The sequence below is a fragment of the Rhizobium sp. AN80A genome (assembly GCF_030053015.1).
In the GTDB taxonomy this organism is placed as follows: domain Bacteria; phylum Pseudomonadota; class Alphaproteobacteria; order Rhizobiales; family Rhizobiaceae; genus Rhizobium; species Rhizobium metallidurans.
This window is the reverse complement of record NZ_JASJPX010000003.1, coordinates 3,376,136-3,400,594: the sequence shown is the minus strand read 5'-3', so window position 1 is coordinate 3,400,594 and position 24,459 is coordinate 3,376,136. Positions and strand designations below refer to the sequence as shown.

Genomic DNA, 24,459 nt, shown 5'->3' with positions numbered 1-24,459 from the left:
CATCCGAACACGAGCCGAAACGCAAGATTTTAACGTAAATTTAATCGTATTTAAGTTGTTAAGGTTAACGCGCCGCAATCATCGCGCAACGGTGAAAGCCAGCGGTTGCGATGGCGGCGGCATCAGCGATGATCAGAAGTGGAAACGCTCAGGCGACGTTGTTGCGCCGGCGCGGCACCGGCGTGCGGCGGCCGATCGCCTCCTGCAGCAGCGCGACGTTCTGCGCTGGCACCGGCGGCGAGAAGACGTAACCCTGGACGAGATCAGTCGCCCGGTACTTGTTGAGCAGCGCCAGCTGCTCGGCGGTTTCCACGCCTTCGGTGACGATCTTGAGCCCGAGCTCGCGGGCAAGATTGACCGTGCCGCGCAGAAGCTTCAGCCGGCGCCCGTCCTCCACGATGTTGCGCAGGAACGAGCGGTCGATCTTGATGATGTCGAGCGGCAGCGTATCCAGATAGCTCAGGCTGGAGAAGCCGGTGCCGAAATCGTCGATGGCGATGGTGATGCCGCTGTTGCGCAGCTCCGCCAGGATGGCGCGCACCGCCGCCGGCTCGTCGATGAGGCAGCTTTCGGTGATTTCCAGATGCAGCCGCGCGGGGCTCAGCCCGGAGTTTTTCAGCGCTTCCGAAACCACGGCGAGAATGTCGTTGTCGCGCAGGTCGCGCGCCGAAAGGTTCACGGAGACCGCGATGTGATCCGGCCAGGTCATGCAGTCCACGCAGGCCTTCATCAGGATGAAGCGCGTGATGTCGGAGATGATGCCCATGTCCTCGGCAAGACGGATGAACACATCCGGCGGGATGGCCCCCTTCTCCGGGTGCACCCAGCGCGCCAGCGCCTCGGCGCATTCGATGCGCGAGCCGTCCGCCTTGAACATCGGCTGGTAGGCGATGTTGAGACCGTTGGAGGCCACCGCCTCGCGCAGGTCGGCCTTCAGCTTCTGCTTTTCGATATAGCGGCCGTCCATCTCGCGCTCGAAGCCGGAAATGCCGCCGCGCTCCTTGGACTTGCTCTCGAACAGCGCCAGATCCGCCTTGATGCTCCATTCGTCCATCGCGAAGGCATCGCTTTCGAGGATGGCGAAGCCGGCCGAGAGCGACACCAGGAAGGTGACGTCGTCGGCCTCGTAATTGCCCTGGATCTCGGCATGCACGCGGCGGATCTCGGCGTCCATCGCTTCCGCGTCCTTGGCGTGCGGGAAGAACAGGATGAACTGGTCGCCCATCAGGCGGCCGACGATCGCCTTGCGCGAGCGCTCCTCGATGCGGTTGGCGATGGCGCAGAGCAGCCGGTCGCCGGTGATGTGGCCGCGCATGTCGTTGACATGCTTGAACTCGTCGATATCGAGCACCATGAAGCCGAGCGGGCCGCGCTTGCGCGGATGGCGGTTCAGGTAATCCTGCACGAGATGGCTGAAATATTCGCGGTTCGGCAGGCCCGTCAGCGCGTCGTAGCGCACCATGTGCAGGATCTTCTGCTCGGCCTTCACGCGGCTCGACACGTCCTCGAAGATCAGCACGGCGCCGCCATCGGCGCGGCGGCTGGCGGAGAATTCGAGCGACAGGTCCTCGGGGAAATGGATGAGCATGCGCGACAGCTTGCCCTCCGCGACATGTGTCATCTGCCGCAGGATGAGTTCCGGCTGCGAGGAATCCATGAAATTGTAGCGCGCGCCGTAGCGCAGGACGGCGCCGAGATCGCGGTCCTTCAGCCGCTCAGGCGCCCCGATCTTCAGCAGTTCGCAGGCCTTGCGGTTCACCACCTGGATGCGGTTTTCCGCGTCCACCATGACAAGCCCGTGCGGCATGTTGTTCAGCGCCGTGTCGAACCGGTCGGCGATAGAGGTGATCTCGCGCCGCGCGATGACGTTCTCGTAGAGGAACTCGCGCACGCCGTTGGCCATCGCCCGGGTGGTCAGCCAGAAGGGAATGAGGAAGACGGACAGGATGCCGCGATAGAAATCCATCGCCATCAGGCTGCAGATGATCATCGGCAGGCAGCAGGAGAAGGTCTGCAGGTCGACGGCCATGCGCGAACCGTAATTGCGCCCGACCACCGAAACCATGGTCGCCATCGTCACCGAGATGCTGGCGAGCTCGGAGAAGCTGTCGTGCAGCATGAAGATCGCATAGCCGCTGCAGATGCCGAGCAATGTCGTCGTGCAGGCGGCGCCCGCCACCAGTATCCGCTCCCAGCGCTCGATGTCGGCACGCGACATCGTGTCCTTGTCGACACGGTCGAACTGGCGGAAGGTGATCATGCGGGCGCAGAAGACGAGGAAGAAGCCGCCGGCCAGCCAGAGGTAGACGCTGGAGCCGGTCTTGAATGCAATGGCCAGGCAGGTCGCCATGTGAACGATGACGCCGGCGAGCAACGTCATGCGGTTTCCCGAGAGGGAACTCACAAACGAGAGATATACATCCGTAGGGACCCTGCTCGGGCTATCTGGCTTCATCCAATATTTTCCCTGTACCGCAGCACCCTACCGCCAACCCTTTAAAAATTGATTTCTGGTCACCCGCACATTTGGTTGATTTTTCTACAATCCTGGGGAGAGTAGAACTGAAAAATTGCTGTTTTTGCAGCCTGACGGGGATGTTTCACAATAAGGCGGTCCACCTAGAGGTTGTCGCTACCCGCACCGGCAAGCGCAACTGGCGGTTCGCCGGCCATATAAGACTATAATCCAACATCGGGGCTTTCCGCTTTCAATTCCCATGCCCCTGATCTACGAATCGGGGCGGGAGAACATGGGATAAAACCCGTGAAATAAGAGGGGGGAAGGCATGCCGGTTTTTCTAGCCGTCAGCCGGCTGATCGATGCTGTCAGCCAGTTCATGGGCAAGCTGTCCGAATACATGGTGCTGCTCTGCTGTCTCATCAGCGCCGCCAACGCGCTGATCCGCTACACCTTCAACTACAGCTCCAACGGCTGGCTCGAGATCCAGTGGTATCTCTTCGCCTTCGTCGTCGTTCTCGGCGCCGCCCACACGCTGCGCATGAACGAGCATGTCCGCGTCGACCTGATCTACGGCTCGGTGTCGGACCGGGCGCGTCTGTGGATCGATACGATCGGGCTGATCGTCTTCCTGCTCCCGGCCTGCATCTTCCTCACCTGGCTGTGCTGGCCCTTCTTCTGGCTCTCCTACATGCAGAACGAGGTCTCCTCCAACGCCGGCGGGCTGATCCGCTGGCCGGTCAAGCTCATCCTGGTGGCGGGCTTCGGCCTTCTGACGCTGCAGGGCTTCTCCGAGCTGATCAAGCGCATCGCCGCGCTGACGGGTCACCTCGTCGTCGAGACCAAGTACGAAAAGCCGCTGCAGTAACCGCGACCGGGAGGAAAGCCTTTGTTCGATTTCGGCATCATTCCGCCGGCCATGTTCGTGGGCATGGTCCTGTTCATGCTCTACGGTTTCCCGGTCGCCTTCTCGCTGGCCGCCGTCGGCCTGTTCTTCGGCATCATCGGCATCGCCACCGGGCATTTCAGCGAGGCCTTCCTGCAGGCGCTCCCCCTGCGCTTCTTCGGCATCGTCTCCAACGACCTCCTGCTCGCCATCCCCTTCTTCACCTTCATGGGCGCCATATTGGAGCGCTGCGGCCTGGCGGAGGATCTGCTCGAGGGCATGGGCAAGCTTTTCGGCCGCGTGCCCGGCGGCCTTGCCTACGCGGTCATCCTCGTCGGCGCGGTGCTTGGCGCCATCACGGGCACGGTCGCCGCCTCGGTCATCACCATGGGCGTCATCTCGCTGCCGATCATGCTGCGCTACGGCTATAGCCCCAGGCTCGCCACCGGCGTCATCGCCGCATCGGGCACCATCACGCAGGTCATCCCGCCCTCCCTCGTCCTCGTCGTGCTCGCCGACCAACTCGGCAAGTCGGTGGGCGACATGTATCTCGGCGCCATCGGCCCCTCGATCCTGCAGGTTTCGATCTTCATGATCTACATCCTGATCCTGTCGATCGTGAAGCCCGCCTCCGTGCCACCGCTTCCCAAGGAGGTGCGCGGCGATTTCACCTGGGCGCTGGTCTTCAAGGTGCTGTCGGGCATGGTACCCTCGATCGTGCTGATCTTCCTCGTCCTCGGCACCATCTTCATGGGGCTCGCGACCCCGACCGAGGCCGGCGCGCTCGGCGTCGTCGGCGCCATGGTGCTTGCCGCCATGCACCGCCGCCTGACCTGGCCGCTGATGCAGGAGGCGATGCGCTCCACCATGCACATCACGTCGATGGTGGTGATGATCCTGATCGGCTCCACCTGCTTCAGTCTCGTCTTCCAGGGCATGGATGGCTCGCGCTGGATCGAGCACATGCTGTCGGGCATCCCCGGCGGCCCGGTGGGCTTCCTGATCTTCGTCAACATCTTCATCTTCGTGCTGGCCTTCTTCCTCGATTTCTTCGAGATCGCCTTCATCGTCATCCCGATGCTGGCCCCTGTCGCCTCCGCGCTCGGCATCGACCTGATCTGGTTCGGCGTGCTGATCTGCGTCAACATGCAGACCAGCTTCATGCACCCGCCCTTCGGCTTCGCGCTCTTCTATCTGCGCTCGATCGCCGACCGCGGCGTCAAGACCTCGGACATCTACATGGGCGCCCTGCCCTGGGTCGGCATGCAGCTCATCCTCGTCGCCATCGTGATCTTCTGGCCGCAATCGGTGACCTACTGGCTGAAGAAGGGCCCGGAGGTGGATCTGAACACGATCAAGATCGAGGTCCCCGGCTTCAACGGCAACGGGCTTGGCTCCCCACCTGGCATGCCGGGCCTGTCGCTGCCGCCGATGAACGGTTTGCCCGGACAACCGCCGGCGCAGGTGAAGCCGGCGCAGCCGGATCTGAGCCAGCCGCCGGTGATTAAGTAGGGATTTCAGTTGGTAGGGGATGGAGAACTTGGAGCCCGGAGCCCCCTCATCCGACCCTTCGGGCCACCTTCTCCCCGCTGGGGCGAAGGGAAGATGGAGCAAGCGGCTCGCCACGAGTCTCTTCTCCCCAGCGGGGAGAAGGTGCCGGCAGGCGGATGAGGGGGCCACACGGCACACCGCCAGCCCCCTCAAATTCACAGCGAAACCTCAGATCTTCCCGGCCCGCTGCTGGATCATCATGAACGTATCGAACGTATATTCCGACAGCTGCATCCACAGATACGCATCGCGCTTGAACGCCGTCTGATCCTCGTAGATCTTCTTGAAGTAGGGATTGGACGCCGAAATCTCGCCGTAGATGCCGATCGAGGCCTGGAAGCAGGCTTCCATGATCTCCTGGCTGAAGGGCCGAAGCGTCGCGCCCTCGGAGACCAGCTGCTTCAGCGCCGGCGGGTTCTTCATGTCGTACTTCGCCATCATGTTGGTATTGGCGAAGGCGCAGGCGTCGGTCAGCGCCGCCTGGTAGTGCTTGGGCAGGCTGTTCCACTTTTCCAGGTTGAAGAAGGCATGCACCGTCGGGCCGCCCTCCCACCAGCCGGGATAGTAGTAATATTTCGCGACCTTGTGCAGGCCGAGCTTCAGGTCGTCATAGGGGCCGACGAATTCCGAAGCGTCGATCGTGCCCTTTTCGAGAGCCGGATAGATGTCGCCGCCGGCAATCTGCTGCGGGATGACGCCGAGCTTGCTGATCACCTGGCCGGCGAGCCCGGCTATGCGCATCTTCACGCCCTTGAGATCGTCCAGCGTATTGATTTCCTTGCGGAACCAGCCGCCCATCTGGGCGCCGGTATTGCCCGCCGGCAGGCCGTAAATGCCCTGCGTGGCATAGAATTCGTTCATCAGCTTGTTGCCGTTGCCCTCGTAGAACCAGGCGTTGGTCAGGCGCCCGTTGAGGCCGAAGGGAATGGCGGTGCCGATCGCGTAGGTCGGGTCCTTGCCGACGAAATAATAGGAGCAGGTGTGCGCCGCTTCCACCGTTCCGGCGCTGACCGCATCGGCCGCCTGCAGGCCGGGAATGATCTCGCCGGCGGCGAATGGCTGGATGGTGAAGTTGCCGTTGGTGGATGCGGCCAGATGCTTGGAAATATCGTCGGCAGCGCCATAGATCGTGTCCAGGCTCTTTGGAAACGACGAGGTCATGCGCCAGGCGATCTTGGGATTTTCCTGGGCGATCGCGGGCGCCGCCAGAGCCGAGGCGGCAACGGCGCCGACGCCCGCTGTTCCTGCCTTCTTGAAGAATGAACGACGATCCATCAAAAACCTCCCATGGTTGGTTCTGCGAGGCCAAACTCTCCCCACCCGCAGCACGACGGGAAGCTAAGCATGCGGACGCAGGCGATTCAAGCGCCGGCTCATTAGTCTTTGGGATCACGACACCAATATGGCGAGTGGCGCATTTCGATCGGAATCAGCGACTTAGTCGGATGATAAGCGCCACCCCGCCACCCCGCCACCCTGCCGCAATTTCGCCGGGCGTATCGCGCAATCCTGCTTTCTGGAAACCCTGCCTTTCTGGAAGCCCCGCCTTTTTAGGAAACGTTGACTTCCGCCCCGTTCTGGTTTCTCAAATGAGCCACACAGGATCGTCCTCAGGATAGACAATGACCAAGCCCATCGTCGCCGTTCCCGCCGATATCCGCAGCTTTGACGGCGCCACCTGGCATGCCGTGCAGCACCAATATGTCCGCGCCGCGCTGAACGCATCAGGGGTGATGGCCTTCATCATCCCGGCCTTCGAGGAAGGATACGACATCGACGCCATTCTCGATCGCGTCGACGGCGTCCTGGTCTCGGGCTCGGCGAGCAATGTCCACCCGGCGCGCTACGGCAGGCAGGCGACCGACGCCGACGGCCCCTTCGACCCAGCCCGCGACGCCACCTCGCTGCCGCTCATCCGCCGCGCCATCGACCGCGCCATTCCGCTGCTCGCCATCTGCCGCGGCATCCAGGAATTGAACGTCGCGCTCGGCGGCACGCTGGCGAGCGAAATCCAGGACCAGCCCGGCATCTGGGACCACCGCAAGCCCGCTGACGTCGACCGCGACGGCATGTACGCCATCCGCCAGAACGTCATCGTCCGCGAGGGCACCTGCATTGCAGGCATCGTCGGCTCCGGCGAGATCAAGGTGAACTCGCTGCACCGCCAGGCAATCGCCGAGATCGCCCCCCGCCTTGCCGTGGAAGCCGTGGCCGAGGACGGCACGGTCGAGGCCGTCTCCGTCATCGACGCCAGGGCCTTTGCCGTCGGCGTGCAATGGCATCCCGAATACTGGGCCGAAACCGACAAGCCCTCCAACCAGCTCTTCACCGCCTTCGGCGACGCCGTCCGCGACTACGCGGCCGGCAAGCTGCCTGTGACGGCCGCGAAGGTGGTTGCATAAGGGGAGAGCCGTTTCCTTGTTTTATCGCATGTCGGCGCCGCAAAACCGCTGCGCTGCGTCTCACGCGAACGATCCGCCACCTCGCCTCCCCCTCGCATGACCGCACCGCATCCTAGCGCCAAGTGGCCATAAAAGTCGAGCAAGTCGGACCGTGCTTAGATCCTCGGGACGAGCCCGAGGATGACGCGGAAAGGATGTTTGCCTCGGTGTTTCAATAGGTTACGGAGAGACGCAATTTGCTCAGCCGTCATCCTCGGGCTCGTCCCAAGGATCTGAGCACGCATCCAGGAATGCAACGGGAGTGGATCGAAGCAAGAGCGCAGCCACGGGGCAAAGCGCCACCCCAAAGAAACCCATCACCCCTTGACGGGCGTCTCCGCCACCGGCGTCAGCGGCTTGCGCGCGTCGAACCACCCAACCAGATTGTCGACCACCAGATCGGCCATCGCATTGCGGGTCGGTACCGAGCCGGAGGCGAGATGTGGCAGGAGGACGGCGTTGGGCAGCGCCATCAGGGCGGCCGGCACGTTCGGTTCGTCGTAGAAGACGTCGAGACCGGCGGCACCGAGCGCGCCCGAGGACAGCGCCTCGATGAGCGCATCCTCGTCGACAGTCCAGCCGCGCCCGACATTGACGAACACGCCATCCGGCCCGAGCGCCTTCAAGATACCGGCATTGACGGTCTTGTGCGTCTGCGGCGTCTTGGGGACGATCGCGATCATCGTATCGACGGCGTCCGCCAGGCCCTCCAGCGTCGGATAGTAGTCATAGGGCAGCGCGTCGTTGCGCGTGCGGGTGTGGTAGCTGATCTTCACCTTGAACGGCTCCAGCCGCTTGGCGATTTCCTGTCCGATGCGGCCGAGGCCGTAGAAGCCGACATGGCGGCCCTTCAGCGAAAACCGCGACAGCGGATAGTTCTGCCCCGGCTTCCAGTTGCCGGCCCGCAGCCAGTTTTCGGCGCGTGGAAACTCGCGGATGGTGTTGATGAGCAGCCCGATCGCCGTATCGGCCACTTCGTCGTTGAGGACATCGGGCGTGTTCGTGACGACAACACCCCTGGTCGCGGCATGCTTGGCATCGACATTGTCGTAGCCGACGCCGAAGCTCGAGATCAGTTCCAGATTGGGCAGCGCGTCGATATCGGCCGCCGCGAAGGTGCCGGAGACGGCGACGCCGCGAATGCGGCTGGCGGTCTCTGCATCAAGCGAACCGGCGTCCGCCTCGATGACCTCGAAACCTTCCTTCAGGCGCGCCAGAACGCGCTCATGCATTTTCCCCGGAACGAGAACAGCGGTACGGGACATTGCTTTTCCTCTTCGATTGTCGCGCGCCCTTGATGAAGTGGGATAAAGGGCGGGGATTATGACCGGGGCCGGAAGGGGCTGGTCGATTGGCGGATGCGCATCTCCGGCTTGATGAGATGGATGCCGTCGGGTTCGTGGCTGCCGGAGAGGCGATCGAGCAGCGCGCGCGCGGCGAGCCGGCCGACTTCGGCCTGGCCGTTCCACACGGTGGTCAACGCCGGCATCGAAATCGACGCCTCCTCGAGATCGTCGTAGCCGGTCACGGAAATATCGGCGCCTGGCACCAGGCCGGCGCGGGCGATGCCGTTCATCAGGCCAATGGCGACGAGGTCGTTCCAGCAGACGGCCGCCGTCGGCTTCTGCGGCAGGGACAGGAAGTGCACCGCCGCCTCGAAGCCGCCCTGCATCGAGCGGGGGCCCGGAATGCGCAGGCCGGGATCGACCTCGATCTCCGCCTTGCGCAGCGCGTTGACATAGCCCTGGTAGCGGTCGCGGCCGGTGGACGTCTGGTCGGTGCCGCCGATCATCGCGATCGAACGGTGGCCGAGGCCGATCAGATGGTTGGTGGCCAGCGAGATGCCGTAGCTGTCGTCGCCGCGATAGGTCGGCAGATCCGACCCCTCCATCGAGCGGGCGACGAGAATGGCCGGCATGCCGTTATCCTCGGCAAGCTGCATGTCCTCCGGCGGCGTGCCGATCGCCGGCGACATGATGACGCCATCGCCGCCGAGCTGCAGCAGCGTCTCGATGAAGGTGCGCTGCTTTTCGACCGAATCGTAGTGGTTGGACAGAATGAAGGTCTGTCGGCTGCGGTCGAGCTCGCTTTCGATCGCCTTCAGGATTTCCCCGTAGAACGGGTTCATGATGTCGTGCACGACGACGCCGATGATGCCCGAGCGCGAGGTACGCAGGCTGGCCGCGCGGCGATTGTAGATATAGCCGAGCGCGCGCGCCTGTTCCTTGATCTTGTCGCGGGTGGCGCCGGCGACCAGCGGGCTGTCACGAAGTGCCAGCGATACGGTTGCTGTGGAAATGCCGAGCGTTTCGGCGATCGTCGAAAGCTTGATCTTCTGCGCCACTATGCCTCCCGGTTCGCGCGGAAAGACGAAGACGCGCGACGATTACATGCGCCCGACCGACGATGGGTCGAGCGTCCTTAAAATATTTAATTAAAAGATTAAACCGGATCGGGCAATTTCTAATTTCACGAAACCGTCAGATTTCATCGGGCTCGTCGAGGACGATGGCGTCCGCCTGCAGATTGCCGTCGATCGCCTTCAGGAGCCGCACCAGATTGCGGATTTCCTTCTCGGAGAAATCGAGCGTCGCCAGCCGGTCGCAGGCCGACGCGGCCTGCTCGATGGCATCGACGCTGCCACGGCCGAGATCGGTGAGATAGACCTTGGTGAGGCGCGCGTCGTCGGCATCGGCCTTGCGCTCGAGAAAGCCCTGCGCCTCCATGCGGCCGATGGTGCGCGTCATGGTCGGCGCCTTGACGCCGAGCTTTTGCGCCAGCGCGCCCGCCGTCATGCCATCGGTTTCGGCGAGCGACGTGATGACGCCATCCTGCCCGGCATAAAGCCCGCTCTCCAGAAGGTTGCGGGACAGAACGGTACGCATCGACCGGGCGGCCTGCGTCAAAGCCGGCGAAAGATCGACCACCGTATACTCGGTCTGGTCCTTCTTCTTCGACTTCTGCTTCTTGCCGTCCTTGTGCTTCTTACCCATCGCCGTCCCTTTGATCTTGCCGCTCCCCGCGCCCGTTTGAGGTCGGAGGGGACGGCAACAGTTTCGTTTGGCGCCTAAGCCTTCCCCCAAATCCATTTTGATTTAAAGGCTTATGCATTAAGCATTGAGATCGTTGCGCTATGACATTGCGCATGATCTCGTCATAAACAAGAGGCCTTAGCCGGATGAACGCGCAAGCGACCGAGTTCGACGACAGCGATCCGCAATTTTCTCGCGCAGGACGCGATCGGCAGATCGTCGTTCTGCCGCTTGGCGCCCACGAGCAGCACGGCCCCCACCTTCCCTTCGAGACCGACACGCTGATCGCCGATGGCATCGTTAGCAGGCTCAAGGACGCGCTTCCCGAAAGTCTCGATGTCACCTTCCTGCCGACGGAATCAGTCGGCTACTCAATCGAGCATATGGATGTGACAGGAACGCAAACGCTCACCTACGGCGAAGCGATCGAACGCTGGCTCGCCATCGCGGCAAAACTGTCCGGGCAGGGCATTCGCAAGTTCGTCATGCTCAACGCCCATGGCGGCAACTCGCCACTGATGACGGTCGTTGCCACCGAATCCCGCGTGCGCTTCAACATGCTGGCCGTCGTCACCAGCTGGACCCGCTTCGGCCTGCCTGATGGTGTGATCTCGCCGGAGGAGAAGGCGATCGACATCCATGGCGGCGACATCGAGACCTCGGTGATGCTGGCGCTGCATCCCGACAGGGTGGACATGGCCAAGGCCGGGAACTTCCCCTCCCGCCAGGCCGATTTCATCACCCGCTACAACCACCTGCGCGCCTATGGCCCCCACGCCTTCGGCTGGAAGATGTCCGACCTCAACGATAGGGGCGTCGCCGGCAACGCCACCAAGGCGACCGCCGCAAAGGGCGAGGCGCTGATCGCTCATGCGGTGAGGGGCCTGGTGGAATTGCTGGAGGATGTGGATGCCTTCGACGTGGGCACGCTGAGATAGCGGGCCGCTTGTATCGGCCCGGGCTTTTGATCATATTGATTGTGATCGCAGTGGCTGACACAGGAGGCCCGCATGCGCATTTCCGTGAAAGAGGCTGAAGGGCAGCTGACCGAACTGGTCCGCCTTGCCAATCAGGGCGAAGAGATCGTGTTGACGCAGGATGGCCAACCCGCCGTCCGGCTCGAGCCGGTTACCGGCTTCATCAAGGATCCAGTCAAAAGGGGCGAGCTTATTCGGCGCCTGCAGGAGGAAGTCAGGAGAAAGAACTTGCCGCCTGGTCCCGACGCCGCCCACAGCCAGGATTTTCTCTACGACGAGGACGGGCTTCCCAAGTGATCGTCGTCGACACCTCGGCCTTGATGTCGATACTAAATCGTGAAGCGATGGCCGCGCAGTGTGAACGCGTGCTTCAAGGTGCCGATCGGATATTGATATCTGCGGCGACGATCACAGAGGCAAAAATTGTTGCGGCAAGAAGGGGCTTGAGCGACGCCATGGAGACGCTACTCCAGCAGAGCATTTCCGACGTAGTAGTCTTGACCCCCGCCCGCGCTGAACTCGCCGCAACCGCCTACACGCACTGGGGCAGAAACTTCCACACTGCCTCGCTGAACTTCGGCGATTGCTTCGCCTACGCCACCGCCAAGGAATTCAATTGCCCCCTGCTTTTCATCGGCAACGACTTCGCCCAGACCGATATCCCATCGGCGATCGCGACCTCCACGCCGTAATGTGATCTTATAACATACGAATCCCTTTGAACTGCCGCGCCGCACCCCTTATATGAGACGACGAATTTGAAAGGCCCGGGAGAAAACCCCGAGCAAGCCCCTACCTATCGAGGTTCTCATGACCGACGCCGTTCCGACGCAACCCAAGCCCATCCCCGTCACCGTTCTCACCGGCTACCTCGGCGCCGGCAAGACGACGCTGTTGAACCGTATCCTGACGGAAGCGCATGGCAAGAAGTATGCCGTCATCGTCAACGAGTTCGGCGAGATCGGCATCGACAATGATCTGATCGTCGAATCCGACGAAGAGATCTACGAAATGAACAATGGCTGCGTATGCTGCACGGTACGCGGCGACCTGATCCGCGTCGTCGAAGGCCTGATGCGCCGCCCCGGCCGCTTCGACGGCATCATCGTCGAGACTACGGGCCTTGCCGATCCGGTCCCGGTCGCCCAGACCTTCTTCATGGATGACGACGTCCGCGCCAAGACCGAGCTCGATGCCGTCGTGGCGCTGGTCGATGCCAAGCACCTGCCGCTGCGCCTGAAGGACAGCCGTGAGGCCGAGGACCAGATCGCGTTTGCCGACGTCGTGCTGATCAACAAGACCGACCTCGTCACCCCGCAAGAACTGGCGCAGATCGAGGATGTCGTGCGCGCCATCAACCCCTCGGCCCGCGTCTACAAGACCAGCCGCTCCGGCGTCGATCTCGCCCGCGTGCTCGACCAGGGCGCCTTCAACCTGGAACGCGCGCTGGAAAACGACCCGCACTTCCTCGACCACGATCATGATGACCATGTCTGCGGCCCGGATTGCGGCCACGACCATGGCCACCATCACCATGCGCATGATCATGATCACGATCATCATGATCATCATGATCATGACCACGGGCACGACCATCACCACCACGATCACGGGCATGACCACCATCACCACCATGGCGCCGTCTCCCCGATACATGACGTGACGGTGCAGTCGGTTTCGCTGCGCGGCGGCGAGATGAACGCGGACCGCTTTTTCCCCTGGATCCAGAAGATTACCCAGACGCAAGGCCCGAACATCCTGCGTCTCAAGGGCATCATCGCCTTCAAGGGCGATCCGGAGCGCTATGTCGTTCAGGGCGTGCACATGATCATCGAGGGCGACCACCAGCGCCCCTGGAAGGACGGCGAGAAGCATGAGACCCGTCTCGTCTTCATCGGCCGCGAACTCGACCGCGAAAAGCTCGAAGCCTCCTTCAAGGCGTGCGAGGCCACTGCCTGATGCCGACTGTTGCTCCGTTCGATCTCGACGGCCATATCCTGGCCGTCGAATTTTTGGGTGATACCCCCTTCTTCGCCAGCGCCACCGGCACGTTTCACCGGCTGGACGGCTCGGAAAAGGTCACCGAAGCCCATCAGGGCATGCTGACCTGCATTCGCGATCCCTATAGCGAAAGCCTGATTTCAGGCGGCGAGGACGGCAAGGTGCTGCGGATCGCGGCCGATGGCGGCGTTACCGAGCTCGCGCATGCGCCGCGCAAGTGGATCGCGCAGCTTGCCGCCGGCCCGCAGGGCGCCATCGCCTATTCCCACGGCAAGAGCGCGATCGTGCGGCTCGCCGATGGCACCACCCGCGAATTCACCGAGGAACGCACCGTCGAAGGCCTCGCCTTCGCGCCCAAGGGCATGCGCGTCGCCGCCGCCCGCTATAATGGCGTGTCGCTGCATTGGGTGGCGGGCGATGCAAAACCCGTCGATCTCGAATGGAAGGGCGCCCATACCGGCGTCACCTTCTCGCCGGATGGCAACTTCCTCGTCACGACAATGCAGGAAAACGCCCTGCACGGCTGGAAGCTCGACAGCAAGCCCGGCTCGGACGCCCGCCACATGCGCATGACCGGCTACCCCGCCAAGGTCAAGTCGCTCTCCTGGTCGGCCAAGGGCAAGTGGCTGGCATCTTCCGGCGCCCCCGCCGCCATCGTCTGGCCCTTCCAGGGCAAGGACGGCCCGATGGGCAAGGCGCCGCTCGAACTCGGCACCCGCGCCAACATCATGGCCACCTCGGTCAAATTCCACCCGGCCGAGGATATCCTCGCCATCGGCTTCATTGACGGCATGATCCTGGCCGTTCGCCTCAACGACAGCAAGGAAGCGCTGCTGCGCCGCCCCGGCAAGGGCGCCATCACGGCGATGAGCTGGAGCAGGAACGGCAAGCTGCTGGCCTTCGCCTCCGAAGCCGGCGATTGCGGCGTGGTCGATATCGCCGCGTAAGGCATAGCTCCCGGAACCGGTCACGAGTTTCGGGAGAACAGACTTGAAGACAAAGGGCTTGAAGCCGGACGGACCGCGCCGCCGCCGGCTATCTGAAGAGCTTGCTCAGACAGGGCGCGAGGCCGCGATGATCTCGGACAGAAAACCGTGCAGGGCATCGCGGTAGCCTGTTCTCGCCGAGGGGCCGTTTTCGTCGGATATCATCACGACGGTCAGCTTCAGCGACGGCACGATGTAGAGCATCTGGCCGCCGTACCCCCAGCCGAAATGCACCTGCTCGCCGCCGATCTGCCGCGAGAACCAGCCATAACCGTAATCATCGCCCGAGAAATGCGAATTGGTTCGGCGCTGCCATGACTGGACGACCCAGTCGGCGGGAACGACCTGCGTGCCATCCTTGGTCCTGCCTTCGTTGCGGTAGAGTTCGCCGAAGGCAAGCAGCGAGCGGGCAGTCATCGCCATCTGATTGCCGCCGAGATAGATCCCCTGCGGATCGCGCTCCCATGCGCCGATGCGAAAGCCATCGACGGGCGCCAGCCACTCACGCGCCAGGGCGAGCGTCGATTTGCCCCCGACCTTGGTCAGGATCGCCGACAGAAGATGTGTCGAGGCGGTGGAATAGAGCATCTGTCCGCCCGGCTCGGCGGCGAATGGCTGCGAAAGCGCGAACCGCACCCAGTTGCGTGACGACACGAAGCGCCCGTAATCAGGGCCGGACAGCCTTCCTAGCCCGGCCTGCATCGACAGCAGGTTGCCGATCGTGATCTGCGCGAGCCTCGGATCGGCATTGTCAGGCAGATCGGCCTTCAGGATCGGCGCGATCTTCTGGTCCGGTCCTTCGAGCAGCCCCTTGCCGATGGCGATGCCGACGAGAGCCGAGACAATCGACTTGGAGGCCGACTTGATATTGACCGATTCCCCCGGCGAATGGTCGCGATAGCCGCGCTCCGCGATGATCTCGCCGTCCCTGGCAACGATCACGGCCTTCAGCGGCCGCAAATCCTCGCGCGACGAACCGGCATCGAGAAGCGTGGCAACCGGGTTCGCCTGCTGCGCGACGGCGACAACGGGCAAGAGCGACAGGATGGCGAGGAGTGCGCGGCGCTTGATCATGCGCCATTATCTATGACGGGCGGCCGACCAAATCAGCGACCATCCGATCGGTATCACGTGGATGTGAAGCCATATGATCGCCTTGAGCCACGATCACGGCTTCACGCACTCGCGCTTCAGCTGGTTTCGCCGCTGCGGCTTCGAGTATTTGGCGATCATGCCGGCCCCGCATTTCTTGTCGTCGAAATAGACGGATGTGCCGGGTGGCAGGTTCTCCAGCGTCGGCTTCGTCGTCACGGTCTGCGTTGCAGCCATGGAGCCGGACGCGCTTGAAAGCACCAGCAGGCAGGCGCCGGAGAGGCATAGGAATAGAGACCGCATCATATGTTCGCCCTCACATTTTAGGTACACCTAAAATACAATTCCACGGAATCGTTTCCCCGGCAAGTCATCCGATCGGCGGGCAGCACGAAGGGCCGCGCGCGGTTTGTCCGCGACGGTGAAAAGGGGAGAAGGCAGGCGGTCGAGGTATGGATAGTGAGTGTCAGGCTGGTCCGCCTGCCCGATCGCTTGAGGCTTTCCGGCTTCATCAGACCGACAGGAGCGTCTCTCGATCTGGCGTCCCCGGACGAATCATCTGCCCTGACGGCATCTGATCCAACCCTTCGCAACCGTCACCGAGCGCCGAATTATGAACGGAGACCGAACCGGTTCATGAACCCGGCTCCCTGCCCGATGACGCGTTCATGATGCGCCGACCCTACGCCATGGGGATGATTCTCGCCTATATTTTCATCCATATGATTGTTTTTTCTGCGTTTTATTAGAACGAAAAGTGAATTTCTTCCCCACAAAGGCGAAGCTGCGGTGTTGCTAAAATATCGTTAAAATTTACCGTCACAGATTTTTGTTCATCTGGCGTTCAGAAAACTCTTGGGAAAGGCGACTTTTGCGCTCACATTACACCTCTAGGAACTAGGAGTGCATGAATGATTCTTAAGGCCACAGCCGCAGCGACCATATTCGCGGTCTATGCTTTCACGATGTTTTTCATCGCCGCCATACCGGATAATATCGTTCAGACTGCCGGGACACAGTTGGTCGACGCCAGCGTCGTGAAGTAAGCGTCGTCAAGCAATCGCCGTTAGAAACGGGCGAAGCGAATACAGAGGGACAATAGTCCGCCGGCTCTTCCGGCGCCCCTTCAAACTGATTTCCTGAAACTGGAAATGAAAAAGCCCCTCCCCTGACCCATGGGGAGAGGCTCTGCTGGACAAGGCCCCGGACAAGGCTTGTGTCAAGCCGCCCTGCGAACCGGCGCGCTGGTCAGCATCCGCCCCGTGGGCACGATCATGCCGGCCGCGCCGTCAAGCCAGCCTTCGACAAGCTCGAGCGCCAGAAAGCGCGAGCGTTCGAACGGGCCGGGCATGACGAGATGCTGAGCCTTCGCGGCGAAGAAGCCGAAACGCTCGTAATAGGGGGCATCGCCCACAAGCAGGATCGCGCCGTGACCGCGGGTCTTGGCTTCCAGCATGGCGGCGCGCATCAGCGCCGAGCCGACACCCTTGCCCTCGAAGCTGGCATCGACCGCCAGCGGTCCGAGCAGCAGCGCGTCGATGGCCGTGCCATCGGCATTGACGCCGGCTTCGATGTTCCACAGGCGCACGGTGCCGATCACGTGACCGTCGCGATCACGCGCAACCAGCGCCAGGCCTTCGGCCGGCACGCGGCCGCGACGGATCTTTTCCGACGACTTGCGGCGGCGGTTCGGGCCCATGGCGCGATCGAGCAGGGTCTCGCGCGCAACGACATCGCCGGCATTTTCGGCGTCGATGGTGAAAATGGAGTGCGCAAAGAATGCGCGGACAGAATCAAGAACAGCGGCCATCTTGGCCTCCCGTACCCAAAACCGTTATCAGCGGCGGTGAATATGAATTGTGAAGGTGCCGCCCCGGCTGGCTACGGGGCAAGCGTGGTCTTTACTGGCACATAAGCCTTTCTCGGATCTGCGATCCGAGGGTCATGTGCTAGATAATGTAGGCCTTCAGCGGCTCGAAGCCGTTGAACGCGACCGCCGAGTAGGTGGTCGTGTAGGCGCCGGTGCCTTCGATCAGGATCTCGTCGCCGATCGAGAGAGTGAGCGGCAGCGGGTAGAGATTCTTCTCATAGAGCACGTCGGCAGAGTCGCAGGTCGGGCCGGCGATGACGCAGGGCTCCATTTCGTCGCCGTCGCGCTCGGTGCGGATCGGGTAACGAATGGCTTCGTCCATCGTTTCGGCCAGACCGCCGAACTTGCCGATGTCAAGGAACACCCAGCGAGCGGCGTCGTTGTCCGACTTCTTCGAGATCAGCACGACTTCCGTCTTGATGACGCCGGCGTTGCCGACCATGCCGCGGCCCGGCTCGATGATCGTCTTCGGCAGGTTGTTGCCGAAGTGGTCACGAAGGCTCTGGTAGATCGCACGACCGTAAGCTTCAGCCGACGGAACGTCGCGCAGGTACTTGGTCGGGAAGCCGCCGCCCATGTTGACCATCTGCAGGTGGATGCCCTGCTTGGCCAGCTGGACGAAGACGCGCTTGGCATCGGCAAGAGCCGAATCCCAGGCATCGACCTTGGTCATCTGCGAACCGACGTGGAACGACACGCCATAGGATTCGAGGCCGAGCTGATGCGCGTAGACGAGAACGTCGACGGCCATCTGCGGCACGCAGCCGAACTTGCGCGACAGCGGCCATTCGGCACCTTCGCCATCGGTCAGAACGCGGCAGAACACGCGGGCACCGGGAGCGGCACGCGCGATCTTCTCGACTTCCTCGTGGCTGTCGACCGCGAACAGGCTGACGCCGAGCGCATGCGCACGGGCAACGTCGCGTTCCTTCTTGATCGTGTTGCCGTAGGAGATACGGGCAGCGGTCGCACCGGCGTTGAGCGCCATTTCGATTTCGGCGACGGACGCGCAATCGAAGTTGGAGCCCATGTCGGCGAGCAGCTTCAGGACCTCAGGAGCCGGGTTTGCCTTGACGGCGTAATAGATGGCGCTGTCAGGCATGGCGTGACGGAAAGCGGAGAAATTGTCGCGCACGACGTCGAGGTCGACCACGAGGCAGGGACCGTCGGGACGTCGGGTTGCGAGAAAGTCGCGGATGCGCTGAGTGGTCATATCGATTCCCTTTTCAATTCCAGAGCTCCGGAAAAACCGGAGGACAAAGGGCAGCCGATCACTCGCATAGGAACCAGCCGGTGGAGACCCCGGAACCTTAGCAAGCGCTCGAATGCGCGAATGATGAATCAACGCCGCGAAAGCGACATGGATCCGGCTTTGTCTGCCATGGATTGGAGGGAGTTCCCTACCGCACTTCCGGCAATGAAGGTGTGCCTCTTCAGTAACCCCCGCTGATGGAAAGCAGGGAGAGAACAAAAAGGCCCGCACCGTCGTTGCTTCAGGCGTCCTCGCATTTTCCGGTTGGCCGGAATAGCGACTGGAGGGGTTAATTCCAGGTACCTTACCGATTTCCTCACCAATTCGAGGGTTCGGCGGACACCCATGGGCACGTGCGACTTTGGGCTGAGGTCGAGATAAGAATATTCGCCGTCATAATCAAGAGTTTTTTTGACCCCGGCCAAAAAACTTGGTCCACCGGGAAAATCAGCGAATCTTGCGGGTAGAACCGTAACGCGTTACACTTTCGTGGTCATCAAGGAGGATGCCGTGACGGCCGCCGCAGAACGAATGAGGGCATTGAGGGAACGCAGGAAGGCGAACCACTTGCGCGAGGTGCGCATCGTGGCCCTCGACGCGCGCTCGCCGGAAGTTCGCAAGCAAATCGCCGAACAGGTGGCGGCTCTCAACAAGGACGAGGAACGCGAAATCCTCGAATGGATGGAAGAGGTTGCCGATCTGAGCGGCTGGACCTGGCCGGAATGAGGCGTGGTGACGTGGTTGTCGTTGCCATGCCAGGCGACTATGGAAAACCAAGACCGGCGATCGTTGTGCAGACCGATGCCCTAGCCCAAGACTACCCCTCCGCCGTCGTCTGTCCGATCACTTCAACAATCATAGATTTGAAATTCCGACCAGTTCTCGAAGCAAGCCAGGGAACCGGCCTGCGCATTCGCTCCCAAATCATGACAGACAAAATCATTGGAGTGCCTCGCGAGAAGGTCGGCAAGATTATCGGACGACTCGCCGAGAGCGAAATGCGGGAACTGGACGCCGCGCTTTCATTCGTTCTCGGCCTAGTGGATTGACCCCTTACAATTGGATTCTTTTATCTCATGGACACCCTCACCCGCATCCGCGCCTTCATCGACGTCGTCGAAGCCGAGGGTTTTTCCGCCGCCGCCCGCAAGACCGGCCGGTCCAAGGCGCTGTTGTCCAAATATGTCCGCGAGCTCGAGGATGAGCTCGGCGCGCTGCTGTTGAACCGCACCACCCGCCAGTTCTCGATGACCGAGGCCGGCCACACCTATTATCGCACCGCGTCCGACATCCTGAAGGAGATCGACAACCTCGCCGATCTCGTGCGCGAGAACAACGCGCAGCTGAAGGGCAAATTGAAGATCTCGGTGCCGCGCACCTATGTCGATGCCGATGTCGGCCAGTCACTGATCGATTTCGCCCGCGAGAACCCGGATCTGCAGCTGGAGATCGCCGCCGACGACCGCTTCGTCGACCTGATCGAGGAGGGCTTCGACGTCGCGATCCGCGTCACCAAGCTCGAGGATCCGGGCATGATCGCCCGCAAGATCTCGGATTTCCGCATCCATCTCTGTGCCACGCCGGAGTTCCTGGAGCGTCACCCGCAGTTGCAGAACCCGGCCGATCTCTCCAACGTGCCCTTCATCATCGATACCAATTCGCGAACCCAGGGCAGCATCCGCTTCCAGAACCCGGACGGCACCTCGTTCGCCGTCGCGGTCTCCGGCCCGATCGAGGTCAACAGCCCCCATGCGACGCTGCGCGCGGCGCTGTCGGGCATCGGCATCGCCTTCATTCCCGATTTCATCGCCCGCAAGCCGATCGAGAGCGGCGAACTGGTGACGCTCTTCAACGACTATATCGCCACCGATCGCGGCATCTACGCGGTCTATCCGCATCGCCGCTATCTGCCGGCCAAGGTGCGCATTTTCGTCGACTATCTCTATAATTGGTTCAAGAAGCACCCGTGAGCCGGCGCCGGGGGAGTTGAGGTCCCAATTCGGTCCCATTTGCCGGCAAGATCGCATCATCTGATTTGGGCCGCCCTATCAGGATTTATCGCCTCCCGAGACTGGAATTCTGGCCCGAACCCTGGACACGAAGTTAGCGACCCATGAAGATATCGATGTTCCTGGCATCAGGCTTTCTGACGCTCGTCCCCGCCACGGCCTTCGCGCATCCGCACATCTTCGTCGAGGCTCGCCTCGAGGTGGTCGCCGGCGATGACGGCAACGTCGCCGAATTCCGCAACGTCTGGCGCTTCGACGAGGTCTTCACCTCCTCGGTCGTCATGGATTTCGACAAGAACACCGACCTGAAGCTCGATCCGAACGAGCTCGCCGAAGTCGGCAAGACGGTCCGCGATTCACTCGTCGACTATGACTACTACATGAACCTGACGATGAACGGGAAGAACATGACGGTTCAGAAGCCCGACATCATCCATGTCGACTACCGCAACGGCCAGTTGCTGATGTTCTTCGCCGTCAAGCCCGCCGAGACGATGCCGCTCAAGGGCGATCTTGCCTTCGGCGTCTACGATCCGACGCTCTACACCTCTATCGATTTTCCGACCGACGACGAGCTGGTCCTCGTCGGCGACGCGTTCAAGACCTGCAAGCACCATGTGGTCAGGCCCGATGCCGACCAGGTGATCTCGCAGAACAAGCAGTCGCTGACCGCCGCCTTCTTCAACGATCCGACCGGCACCAACATGGCGAAGCTCTTCGCCACCAAGCTGGAGGTCACATGCTGAGGCGCAAGCCGGCGCGCGTCCTTTGGGCGGCCGGCCTGCTTGTCCTGACCGGCCTCGCCGCCGCCCATGCGCAGTCTCCGCTCGGCATCGGCACCGCCGAGCCGAGCTTCCAGCCCTCCGGCGGCCCGCTGGCGCCGCTGTTTCTCTACGTCAACCAGGAGCAGCAGGGCTTCTACCGCGCACTCACCGGCGCGCTGAAGGCGATGCGCGAGGACCCCTGGCAGCTGACGACGCTGATCGGCTTGTCCTTTGCTTACGGTGTTTTCCACGCCGCCGGCCCTGGCCACGGCAAGGCTGTCATCTCCTCCTACATGATCGCCAACGAGATCGAGCTGAAGCGCGGCGTCGCCATTTCCTTCATCTCGGCTTTCGTTCAGGGGCTGGTGGCGATCCTGCTGGTCGGCTGCGCCTTCCTGCTGCTGCGCGGCTCGGGCATCACGCTCACCATGGCCACCCAGGCGATGGAGATCGCAAGCTTCGTCATGGTCATTCTCTTCGGCCTGTGGCTGCTGCTGCGCAAGCTGCGCGCCATCGCGCCGGCCTTCCGGCCGGGGCGGAAAGCGCTGGCCTCCGGCCCCGTCGGCATGATGCTCGACTGGCAGGACGCGGGAGCAAGAGGCGAGAACACCTCCTACGCCTTTGGCGAGGCCCAGGCTGCGAAGGCCGGGCACACGTTCATCTCGGGCATGGCCTGCGAGACCTGCGGCCAGTCGCACATGCCCGATCCGGCGATGCTCAGCGCGGAAACCTTCAGCATCCGCGAGGCATGGTCGGCGATCGTGGCCGTCGGCCTGCGCCCCTGCTCCGGCGCGCTGCTGGTCTTGACCTTCTCTCTGCTGAACGGCCTCTATCTCGGCGGCGTGCTCTCGGTCTTCGCCATGTCGCTCGGCACCGCCATCACCGTCGCCATCCTCGCAACCCTTGCCGTCACCGCCAAGGGTACCGCCATGCGCCTTGCCGGCCCTGGCTCGCGCCTCGCGAACCGGGTGGGCCACGGTATCGAACTCCTGGGCGCGCTGCTTGTCATCGTGATGGGCGCGCTGTTGCTCGGCGCGTCGCTGCAGGGCGTGGGGTTTGGTGGGTAGGTTTGATTGGTGAGGGGGCCACGCGGCACAACCCAAATGAAGGCTACCCTAACCCTCACCCACCCCGTCGCCGCTGATACCGCGCCCGTAGCCAGAACACCGCGAAGAACGCCATCACCAGGCAACCGCCGACAGCGGTCGCCAGGACCGGCGAATAATTGCCGATCCACAGCACGATCGATGGCAGGAAATAGATGACGAGACCGGCGCAGACGAGGATGATCGCAGCGGCGATCGCCGGCGAGCGGTGTGAGGGTTGCGGATCGGCCATGCGTCTGTCTCCTGCGGGTCAGGACAAACGGCTTAGGCCAGCCGCCCGCGAAAGGCAACTGGCCGCGATACGGCGCACCGGCACGGCCGTCAGATAGCGATCACCGCCGGCGTCAGGCCGTGACTTTGGCCGACGACACGGTGGCGTCGATATGATCGAGCAGCGCGTCCGGAAGGCCGAGACGACCGGCCAGCAGGTCGAGATAGCCGCGTTCGGCGCGGGTATCGGGATTGATCGTCAGGCGCGTCGCGGTATAGAGCTCGACCTTCTGCTCCTCGGTGCGCGCGGCGGCCACGAGATCGTCGATATCGACGGGGTTGGCGAGTTCGTTGCGCAGGAATGCCTCGGCTTCAGAGCCGAGATCGACCTCCTTCACCTTTTCCATGATGTTGGCGCGCTCGGCATCGTCGATATGGCCATCGGCCTTGGCGGCGGCGATCATCGCGCGGATCAGCGTCAGGGCGAAATCGTTGGAGAGCTGCGGCCCTTCCAGGCTGAAGGCCGAATCCGGCGGCGGAAGCGCTATGGGCTGGCCCATGGCGGCGCCGGGCTGCGGCGCGACATCGGGCGATTTGCCCGACTGATAATTCTTGTAGGCAAGATAGCCGAGCCCCGCGATGGCGGCGAGCCCGCCGATCGTCGCGACGTTGCCCGCAAGCTTGCGTCCGGTCTTGGTGCCAAGGACCGCCGTCGCCAGCGCTCCGGCCTTCCATGGATTGTTCCTGGCCATCTCGATCGCGCCACCCGCCCGGCCGCGAACGCTGCCGCCCATGCCCGGGATCTGCGATCCCAGAAACTGCTCGAGAAGTTTCTTCGCGTCGAACATGCCTGATCATCTCCTTTTTCCGTTCCTGGGGAGATAGGGGCGACCAAGCCTGAATTCAAATAACGGTTGCGTTAGGGCAGACCTCTTCCGGCCTACTACGGTGCGTGCGGCAAAGCCCCTTCCGGCCTGCCGGCCACCTTCCCCACAAGGGGGAAGGAGACTCGTGGCGGCGCCGCGATTAAGCCCCTCCCCCTTGTGGGGAGGGGTTGGGGAGGGGTTTTCCTCCCGGACGCAGAAAGCCGCCTCAGCCCTTCAGCGCAGCCGCCTCGGCGGCCAGCTTGGTGATGCCGACCCAATCGCCCGAAGCGATCAGTTCCTTCGGCGCAACCCAGGAGCCGCCGACGCAGATGACGTTGGGTAGCGACAGGTAATCGCGAGCGTTCTTCAGCGAGATGCCGCCGGTCGGGCAAAACAGCGTGCCGGCGAGCGGGGAGGAGAACGCCTTGAGCATGGCCGCACCACCGGCCTGCTCGGCCGGGAAGAATTTCAGCACCTGATAGCCTTCTTCGCGCAGCGCCATGACTTCGCTGGCGGTCGCCGCACCCGGCAGTAGCGGCACGGCGGAATCGCGCGCCGCGTCGAGCAGCTCCTGCGTCGTGCCGGGGCTGACGATGAACTTGGAGCCGGCGGCAACCGCCGCTTCCCAATGCTTGGCGTTGAGAATGGTGCCGGCGCCGACCTCGGCACCCTCGACCTCGTCGGCCACGGCGCGAACCGTATCGAGGGCAGCAGGCGTGCGCATGGTGATTTCGATGGCCTTCAGACCACCCGCGACGAGCGCCCGCGCCAGCGACACGCCCGACTTGACGTCGTCGACGATCAGAACAGGCACGACGGGCTGCAGTTTCAGGATGGAAAGGAGTTTCTCTGTCTTTTCGCCCATGGCCGTGGTTCCTTTGAAACGATTTAATTCCGGCCACCGGAATAGACCTACCGCTAAAGTTTGTCGAGACCGCAACCATCTTTGGAACGGAAT

Annotated in this window: 26 protein-coding genes; 14 read left to right on the top strand and 12 right to left on the bottom strand. The window is 62.5% G+C overall.

Going from position 1 to position 24,459, the window contains the following annotated elements:
- Positions 1-148: 148 nt before the first annotated feature.
- Positions 149-2,455, bottom strand: coding sequence for an EAL domain-containing protein (locus tag P3R82_RS28335; RefSeq protein WP_283196170.1), 2,307 nt, complete (start codon positions 2,453-2,455; stop codon positions 149-151).
- A gap of 331 nt (positions 2,456-2,786) precedes the next feature.
- Here P3R82_RS28335 and P3R82_RS28330 point away from each other — a divergent pair, with 331 nt between their 5' ends.
- The gene (locus tag P3R82_RS28330; RefSeq protein WP_183901966.1) at positions 2,787-3,326 is read left to right on the top strand and encodes a TRAP transporter small permease subunit; all 540 of its coding nucleotides are present in this window, start codon (positions 2,787-2,789) and stop codon (positions 3,324-3,326) included.
- Positions 3,327-3,347: 21 nt separating this feature from the next.
- Positions 3,348-4,856, top strand: a complete 1,509-nt coding sequence (locus P3R82_RS28325; protein WP_283196169.1) for a TRAP transporter large permease subunit — start codon at positions 3,348-3,350, stop codon at positions 4,854-4,856.
- A gap of 207 nt (positions 4,857-5,063) precedes the next feature.
- Here P3R82_RS28325 and P3R82_RS28320 read toward each other — a convergent pair whose 3' ends face one another.
- Positions 5,064-6,170: a TRAP transporter substrate-binding protein gene (locus tag P3R82_RS28320; protein WP_283196168.1), complete on the bottom strand. Its 1,107-nt coding sequence runs from the start codon at positions 6,168-6,170 to the stop codon at positions 5,064-5,066.
- 347 nt (positions 6,171-6,517) lie between these two features.
- On the opposite strand from P3R82_RS28320, the gene P3R82_RS28315 reads away from it, so the two are divergent.
- Positions 6,518-7,297: a gamma-glutamyl-gamma-aminobutyrate hydrolase family protein gene (locus tag P3R82_RS28315; RefSeq protein ID WP_283196167.1), complete on the top strand. Its 780-nt coding sequence runs from the start codon at positions 6,518-6,520 to the stop codon at positions 7,295-7,297.
- Positions 7,298-7,653: 356 nt separating this feature from the next.
- Here P3R82_RS28315 and P3R82_RS28310 read toward each other — a convergent pair whose 3' ends face one another.
- The 3 genes from P3R82_RS28310 to P3R82_RS28300 all read right to left on the bottom strand — a co-directional run bounded on the left by P3R82_RS28310 (position 7,654) and on the right by P3R82_RS28300 (position 10,329).
- Positions 7,654-8,601 carry a 2-hydroxyacid dehydrogenase gene (locus P3R82_RS28310; protein WP_283196166.1) on the bottom strand — a complete coding sequence of 316 codons (948 nt, stop codon included), beginning with the start codon at positions 8,599-8,601 and terminating at the stop codon, positions 7,654-7,656.
- A 56-nt stretch (positions 8,602-8,657) separates the two neighbouring features.
- On the bottom strand, positions 8,658-9,680 hold the full coding sequence (locus P3R82_RS28305; protein ID WP_183901971.1) for a LacI family DNA-binding transcriptional regulator: 1,023 nt from the start codon (positions 9,678-9,680) through the stop codon (positions 8,658-8,660).
- Between the two features lie 136 nt (positions 9,681-9,816).
- Positions 9,817-10,329 (bottom strand): MarR family winged helix-turn-helix transcriptional regulator, encoded by a 513-nt coding sequence (locus tag P3R82_RS28300; protein ID WP_283196165.1) that lies wholly within the window; start codon positions 10,327-10,329, stop codon positions 9,817-9,819.
- Between the two features lie 185 nt (positions 10,330-10,514).
- On the opposite strand from P3R82_RS28300, the gene P3R82_RS28295 reads away from it, so the two are divergent.
- The 5 genes from P3R82_RS28295 to P3R82_RS28275 all read left to right on the top strand — a co-directional run bounded on the left by P3R82_RS28295 (position 10,515) and on the right by P3R82_RS28275 (position 14,293).
- The gene (locus P3R82_RS28295; protein WP_283196164.1) at positions 10,515-11,306 is read left to right on the top strand and encodes a creatininase family protein; all 792 of its coding nucleotides are present in this window, start codon (positions 10,515-10,517) and stop codon (positions 11,304-11,306) included.
- Positions 11,307-11,378: 72 nt separating this feature from the next.
- A complete protein-coding gene (locus tag P3R82_RS28290) occupies positions 11,379-11,642 on the top strand; it encodes a type II toxin-antitoxin system prevent-host-death family antitoxin (protein ID WP_283196163.1) in 264 nt (87 codons plus the stop codon).
- The gene (locus tag P3R82_RS28285; RefSeq protein WP_283196162.1) at positions 11,639-12,037 is read left to right on the top strand and encodes a type II toxin-antitoxin system VapC family toxin; all 399 of its coding nucleotides are present in this window, start codon (positions 11,639-11,641) and stop codon (positions 12,035-12,037) included. The genes P3R82_RS28290 and P3R82_RS28285 overlap by 4 nt, the downstream gene beginning before the upstream one ends.
- A gap of 118 nt (positions 12,038-12,155) precedes the next feature.
- Complete coding sequence (locus P3R82_RS28280) at positions 12,156-13,304, top strand: GTP-binding protein (protein ID WP_283196161.1); 1,149 nt, start codon at positions 12,156-12,158, stop codon at positions 13,302-13,304.
- A complete protein-coding gene (locus tag P3R82_RS28275) occupies positions 13,304-14,293 on the top strand; it encodes a WD40 repeat domain-containing protein (protein ID WP_283196160.1) in 990 nt (329 codons plus the stop codon). Before P3R82_RS28280 ends, P3R82_RS28275 begins: the two co-directional genes overlap by 1 nt.
- A gap of 105 nt (positions 14,294-14,398) precedes the next feature.
- On the opposite strand, the gene P3R82_RS28270 is transcribed toward P3R82_RS28275, so the two are convergent.
- Both P3R82_RS28270 and P3R82_RS28265 read right to left on the bottom strand, forming a co-directional pair.
- On the bottom strand, positions 14,399-15,406 hold the full coding sequence (locus P3R82_RS28270) for a serine hydrolase (RefSeq protein ID WP_283196159.1): 1,008 nt from the start codon (positions 15,404-15,406) through the stop codon (positions 14,399-14,401).
- Between the two features lie 93 nt (positions 15,407-15,499).
- Positions 15,500-15,727: a DUF6719 family protein gene (locus tag P3R82_RS28265; RefSeq protein WP_246400250.1), complete on the bottom strand. Its 228-nt coding sequence runs from the start codon at positions 15,725-15,727 to the stop codon at positions 15,500-15,502.
- 608 nt (positions 15,728-16,335) lie between these two features.
- Between P3R82_RS28265 and P3R82_RS28260 the strand changes: the two genes are divergently transcribed.
- Positions 16,336-16,470, top strand: a complete 135-nt coding sequence (locus tag P3R82_RS28260) for a hypothetical protein (protein WP_018901941.1) — start codon at positions 16,336-16,338, stop codon at positions 16,468-16,470.
- A 173-nt stretch (positions 16,471-16,643) separates the two neighbouring features.
- On the opposite strand, the gene P3R82_RS28255 is transcribed toward P3R82_RS28260, so the two are convergent.
- Together P3R82_RS28255 and odc2 are read right to left on the bottom strand one after the other, a co-directional pair.
- Positions 16,644-17,234, bottom strand: coding sequence for an N-acetyltransferase (locus tag P3R82_RS28255; RefSeq protein WP_183901979.1), 591 nt, complete (start codon positions 17,232-17,234; stop codon positions 16,644-16,646).
- Between the two features lie 139 nt (positions 17,235-17,373).
- Positions 17,374-18,507 (bottom strand): ornithine/lysine decarboxylase, encoded by a 1,134-nt coding sequence (odc2, locus tag P3R82_RS28250; RefSeq protein ID WP_018901943.1) that lies wholly within the window; start codon positions 18,505-18,507, stop codon positions 17,374-17,376.
- A 549-nt stretch (positions 18,508-19,056) separates the two neighbouring features.
- On the opposite strand from odc2, the gene P3R82_RS28245 reads away from it, so the two are divergent.
- From P3R82_RS28245 to P3R82_RS28225, 5 genes are all read left to right on the top strand, one after another.
- Positions 19,057-19,272, top strand: a complete 216-nt coding sequence (locus P3R82_RS28245; protein ID WP_283196158.1) for an antitoxin MazE-like protein — start codon at positions 19,057-19,059, stop codon at positions 19,270-19,272.
- Positions 19,273-19,283: 11 nt separating this feature from the next.
- A complete protein-coding gene (locus tag P3R82_RS28240; RefSeq protein ID WP_283196157.1) occupies positions 19,284-19,595 on the top strand; it encodes a type II toxin-antitoxin system PemK/MazF family toxin in 312 nt (103 codons plus the stop codon).
- A 27-nt stretch (positions 19,596-19,622) separates the two neighbouring features.
- Positions 19,623-20,516, top strand: coding sequence for a LysR family transcriptional regulator (locus tag P3R82_RS28235; RefSeq protein ID WP_283196156.1), 894 nt, complete (start codon positions 19,623-19,625; stop codon positions 20,514-20,516).
- Positions 20,517-20,659: 143 nt separating this feature from the next.
- Positions 20,660-21,301: a DUF1007 family protein gene (locus tag P3R82_RS28230; protein WP_283196155.1), complete on the top strand. Its 642-nt coding sequence runs from the start codon at positions 20,660-20,662 to the stop codon at positions 21,299-21,301.
- Complete coding sequence (locus P3R82_RS28225) at positions 21,295-22,386, top strand: nickel/cobalt transporter (protein ID WP_283196154.1); 1,092 nt, start codon at positions 21,295-21,297, stop codon at positions 22,384-22,386. Before P3R82_RS28230 ends, P3R82_RS28225 begins: the two co-directional genes overlap by 7 nt.
- 55 nt (positions 22,387-22,441) lie before the next feature.
- Here P3R82_RS28225 and P3R82_RS28220 read toward each other — a convergent pair whose 3' ends face one another.
- From P3R82_RS28220 to P3R82_RS28210, 3 genes are all read right to left on the bottom strand, one after another.
- Positions 22,442-22,657: a hypothetical protein gene (locus tag P3R82_RS28220; RefSeq protein ID WP_183901984.1), complete on the bottom strand. Its 216-nt coding sequence runs from the start codon at positions 22,655-22,657 to the stop codon at positions 22,442-22,444.
- 112 nt (positions 22,658-22,769) lie between these two features.
- Positions 22,770-23,483 (bottom strand): tellurite resistance TerB family protein, encoded by a 714-nt coding sequence (locus P3R82_RS28215; protein WP_283196153.1) that lies wholly within the window; start codon positions 23,481-23,483, stop codon positions 22,770-22,772.
- 244 nt (positions 23,484-23,727) lie between these two features.
- Positions 23,728-24,366, bottom strand: a complete 639-nt coding sequence (locus P3R82_RS28210) for a 2-dehydro-3-deoxy-phosphogluconate aldolase (protein WP_283196152.1) — start codon at positions 24,364-24,366, stop codon at positions 23,728-23,730.
- Between the last annotated feature and the right edge of the window lie 93 nt (positions 24,367-24,459).

Coding starts and splice junctions, on each gene's coding strand:
- P3R82_RS28335 (WP_283196170.1), bottom strand. CDS start 2,455: ATGAAGCCAGATAGCCCGAGCAGGGTCCCTACGGATGTATATCTCTCG.
- P3R82_RS28330 (WP_183901966.1), top strand. CDS start 2,787: ATGCCGGTTTTTCTAGCCGTCAGCCGGCTGATCGATGCTGTCAGCCAG.
- P3R82_RS28320 (WP_283196168.1), bottom strand. CDS start 6,170: ATGGATCGTCGTTCATTCTTCAAGAAGGCAGGAACAGCGGGCGTCGGC.
- P3R82_RS28315 (WP_283196167.1), top strand. CDS start 6,518: ATGACCAAGCCCATCGTCGCCGTTCCCGCCGATATCCGCAGCTTTGAC.
- P3R82_RS28310 (WP_283196166.1), bottom strand. CDS start 8,601: ATGTCCCGTACCGCTGTTCTCGTTCCGGGGAAAATGCATGAGCGCGTT.
- P3R82_RS28300 (WP_283196165.1), bottom strand. CDS start 10,329: ATGGGTAAGAAGCACAAGGACGGCAAGAAGCAGAAGTCGAAGAAGAAG.
- P3R82_RS28295 (WP_283196164.1), top strand. CDS start 10,515: ATGAACGCGCAAGCGACCGAGTTCGACGACAGCGATCCGCAATTTTCT.
- P3R82_RS28290 (WP_283196163.1), top strand. CDS start 11,379: ATGCGCATTTCCGTGAAAGAGGCTGAAGGGCAGCTGACCGAACTGGTC.
- P3R82_RS28280 (WP_283196161.1), top strand. CDS start 12,156: ATGACCGACGCCGTTCCGACGCAACCCAAGCCCATCCCCGTCACCGTT.
- P3R82_RS28275 (WP_283196160.1), top strand. CDS start 13,304: ATGCCGACTGTTGCTCCGTTCGATCTCGACGGCCATATCCTGGCCGTC.
- P3R82_RS28270 (WP_283196159.1), bottom strand. CDS start 15,406: ATGATCAAGCGCCGCGCACTCCTCGCCATCCTGTCGCTCTTGCCCGTT.
- P3R82_RS28265 (WP_246400250.1), bottom strand. CDS start 15,727: ATGCGGTCTCTATTCCTATGCCTCTCCGGCGCCTGCCTGCTGGTGCTT.
- P3R82_RS28260 (WP_018901941.1), top strand. CDS start 16,336: ATGATTCTTAAGGCCACAGCCGCAGCGACCATATTCGCGGTCTATGCT.
- P3R82_RS28255 (WP_183901979.1), bottom strand. CDS start 17,234: ATGGCCGCTGTTCTTGATTCTGTCCGCGCATTCTTTGCGCACTCCATT.
- odc2 (WP_018901943.1), bottom strand. CDS start 18,507: ATGACCACTCAGCGCATCCGCGACTTTCTCGCAACCCGACGTCCCGAC.
- P3R82_RS28235 (WP_283196156.1), top strand. CDS start 19,623: ATGGACACCCTCACCCGCATCCGCGCCTTCATCGACGTCGTCGAAGCC.
- P3R82_RS28230 (WP_283196155.1), top strand. CDS start 20,660: ATGAAGATATCGATGTTCCTGGCATCAGGCTTTCTGACGCTCGTCCCC.
- P3R82_RS28225 (WP_283196154.1), top strand. CDS start 21,295: ATGCTGAGGCGCAAGCCGGCGCGCGTCCTTTGGGCGGCCGGCCTGCTT.
- P3R82_RS28220 (WP_183901984.1), bottom strand. CDS start 22,657: ATGGCCGATCCGCAACCCTCACACCGCTCGCCGGCGATCGCCGCTGCG.
- P3R82_RS28215 (WP_283196153.1), bottom strand. CDS start 23,483: ATGTTCGACGCGAAGAAACTTCTCGAGCAGTTTCTGGGATCGCAGATC.
- P3R82_RS28210 (WP_283196152.1), bottom strand. CDS start 24,366: ATGGGCGAAAAGACAGAGAAACTCCTTTCCATCCTGAAACTGCAGCCC.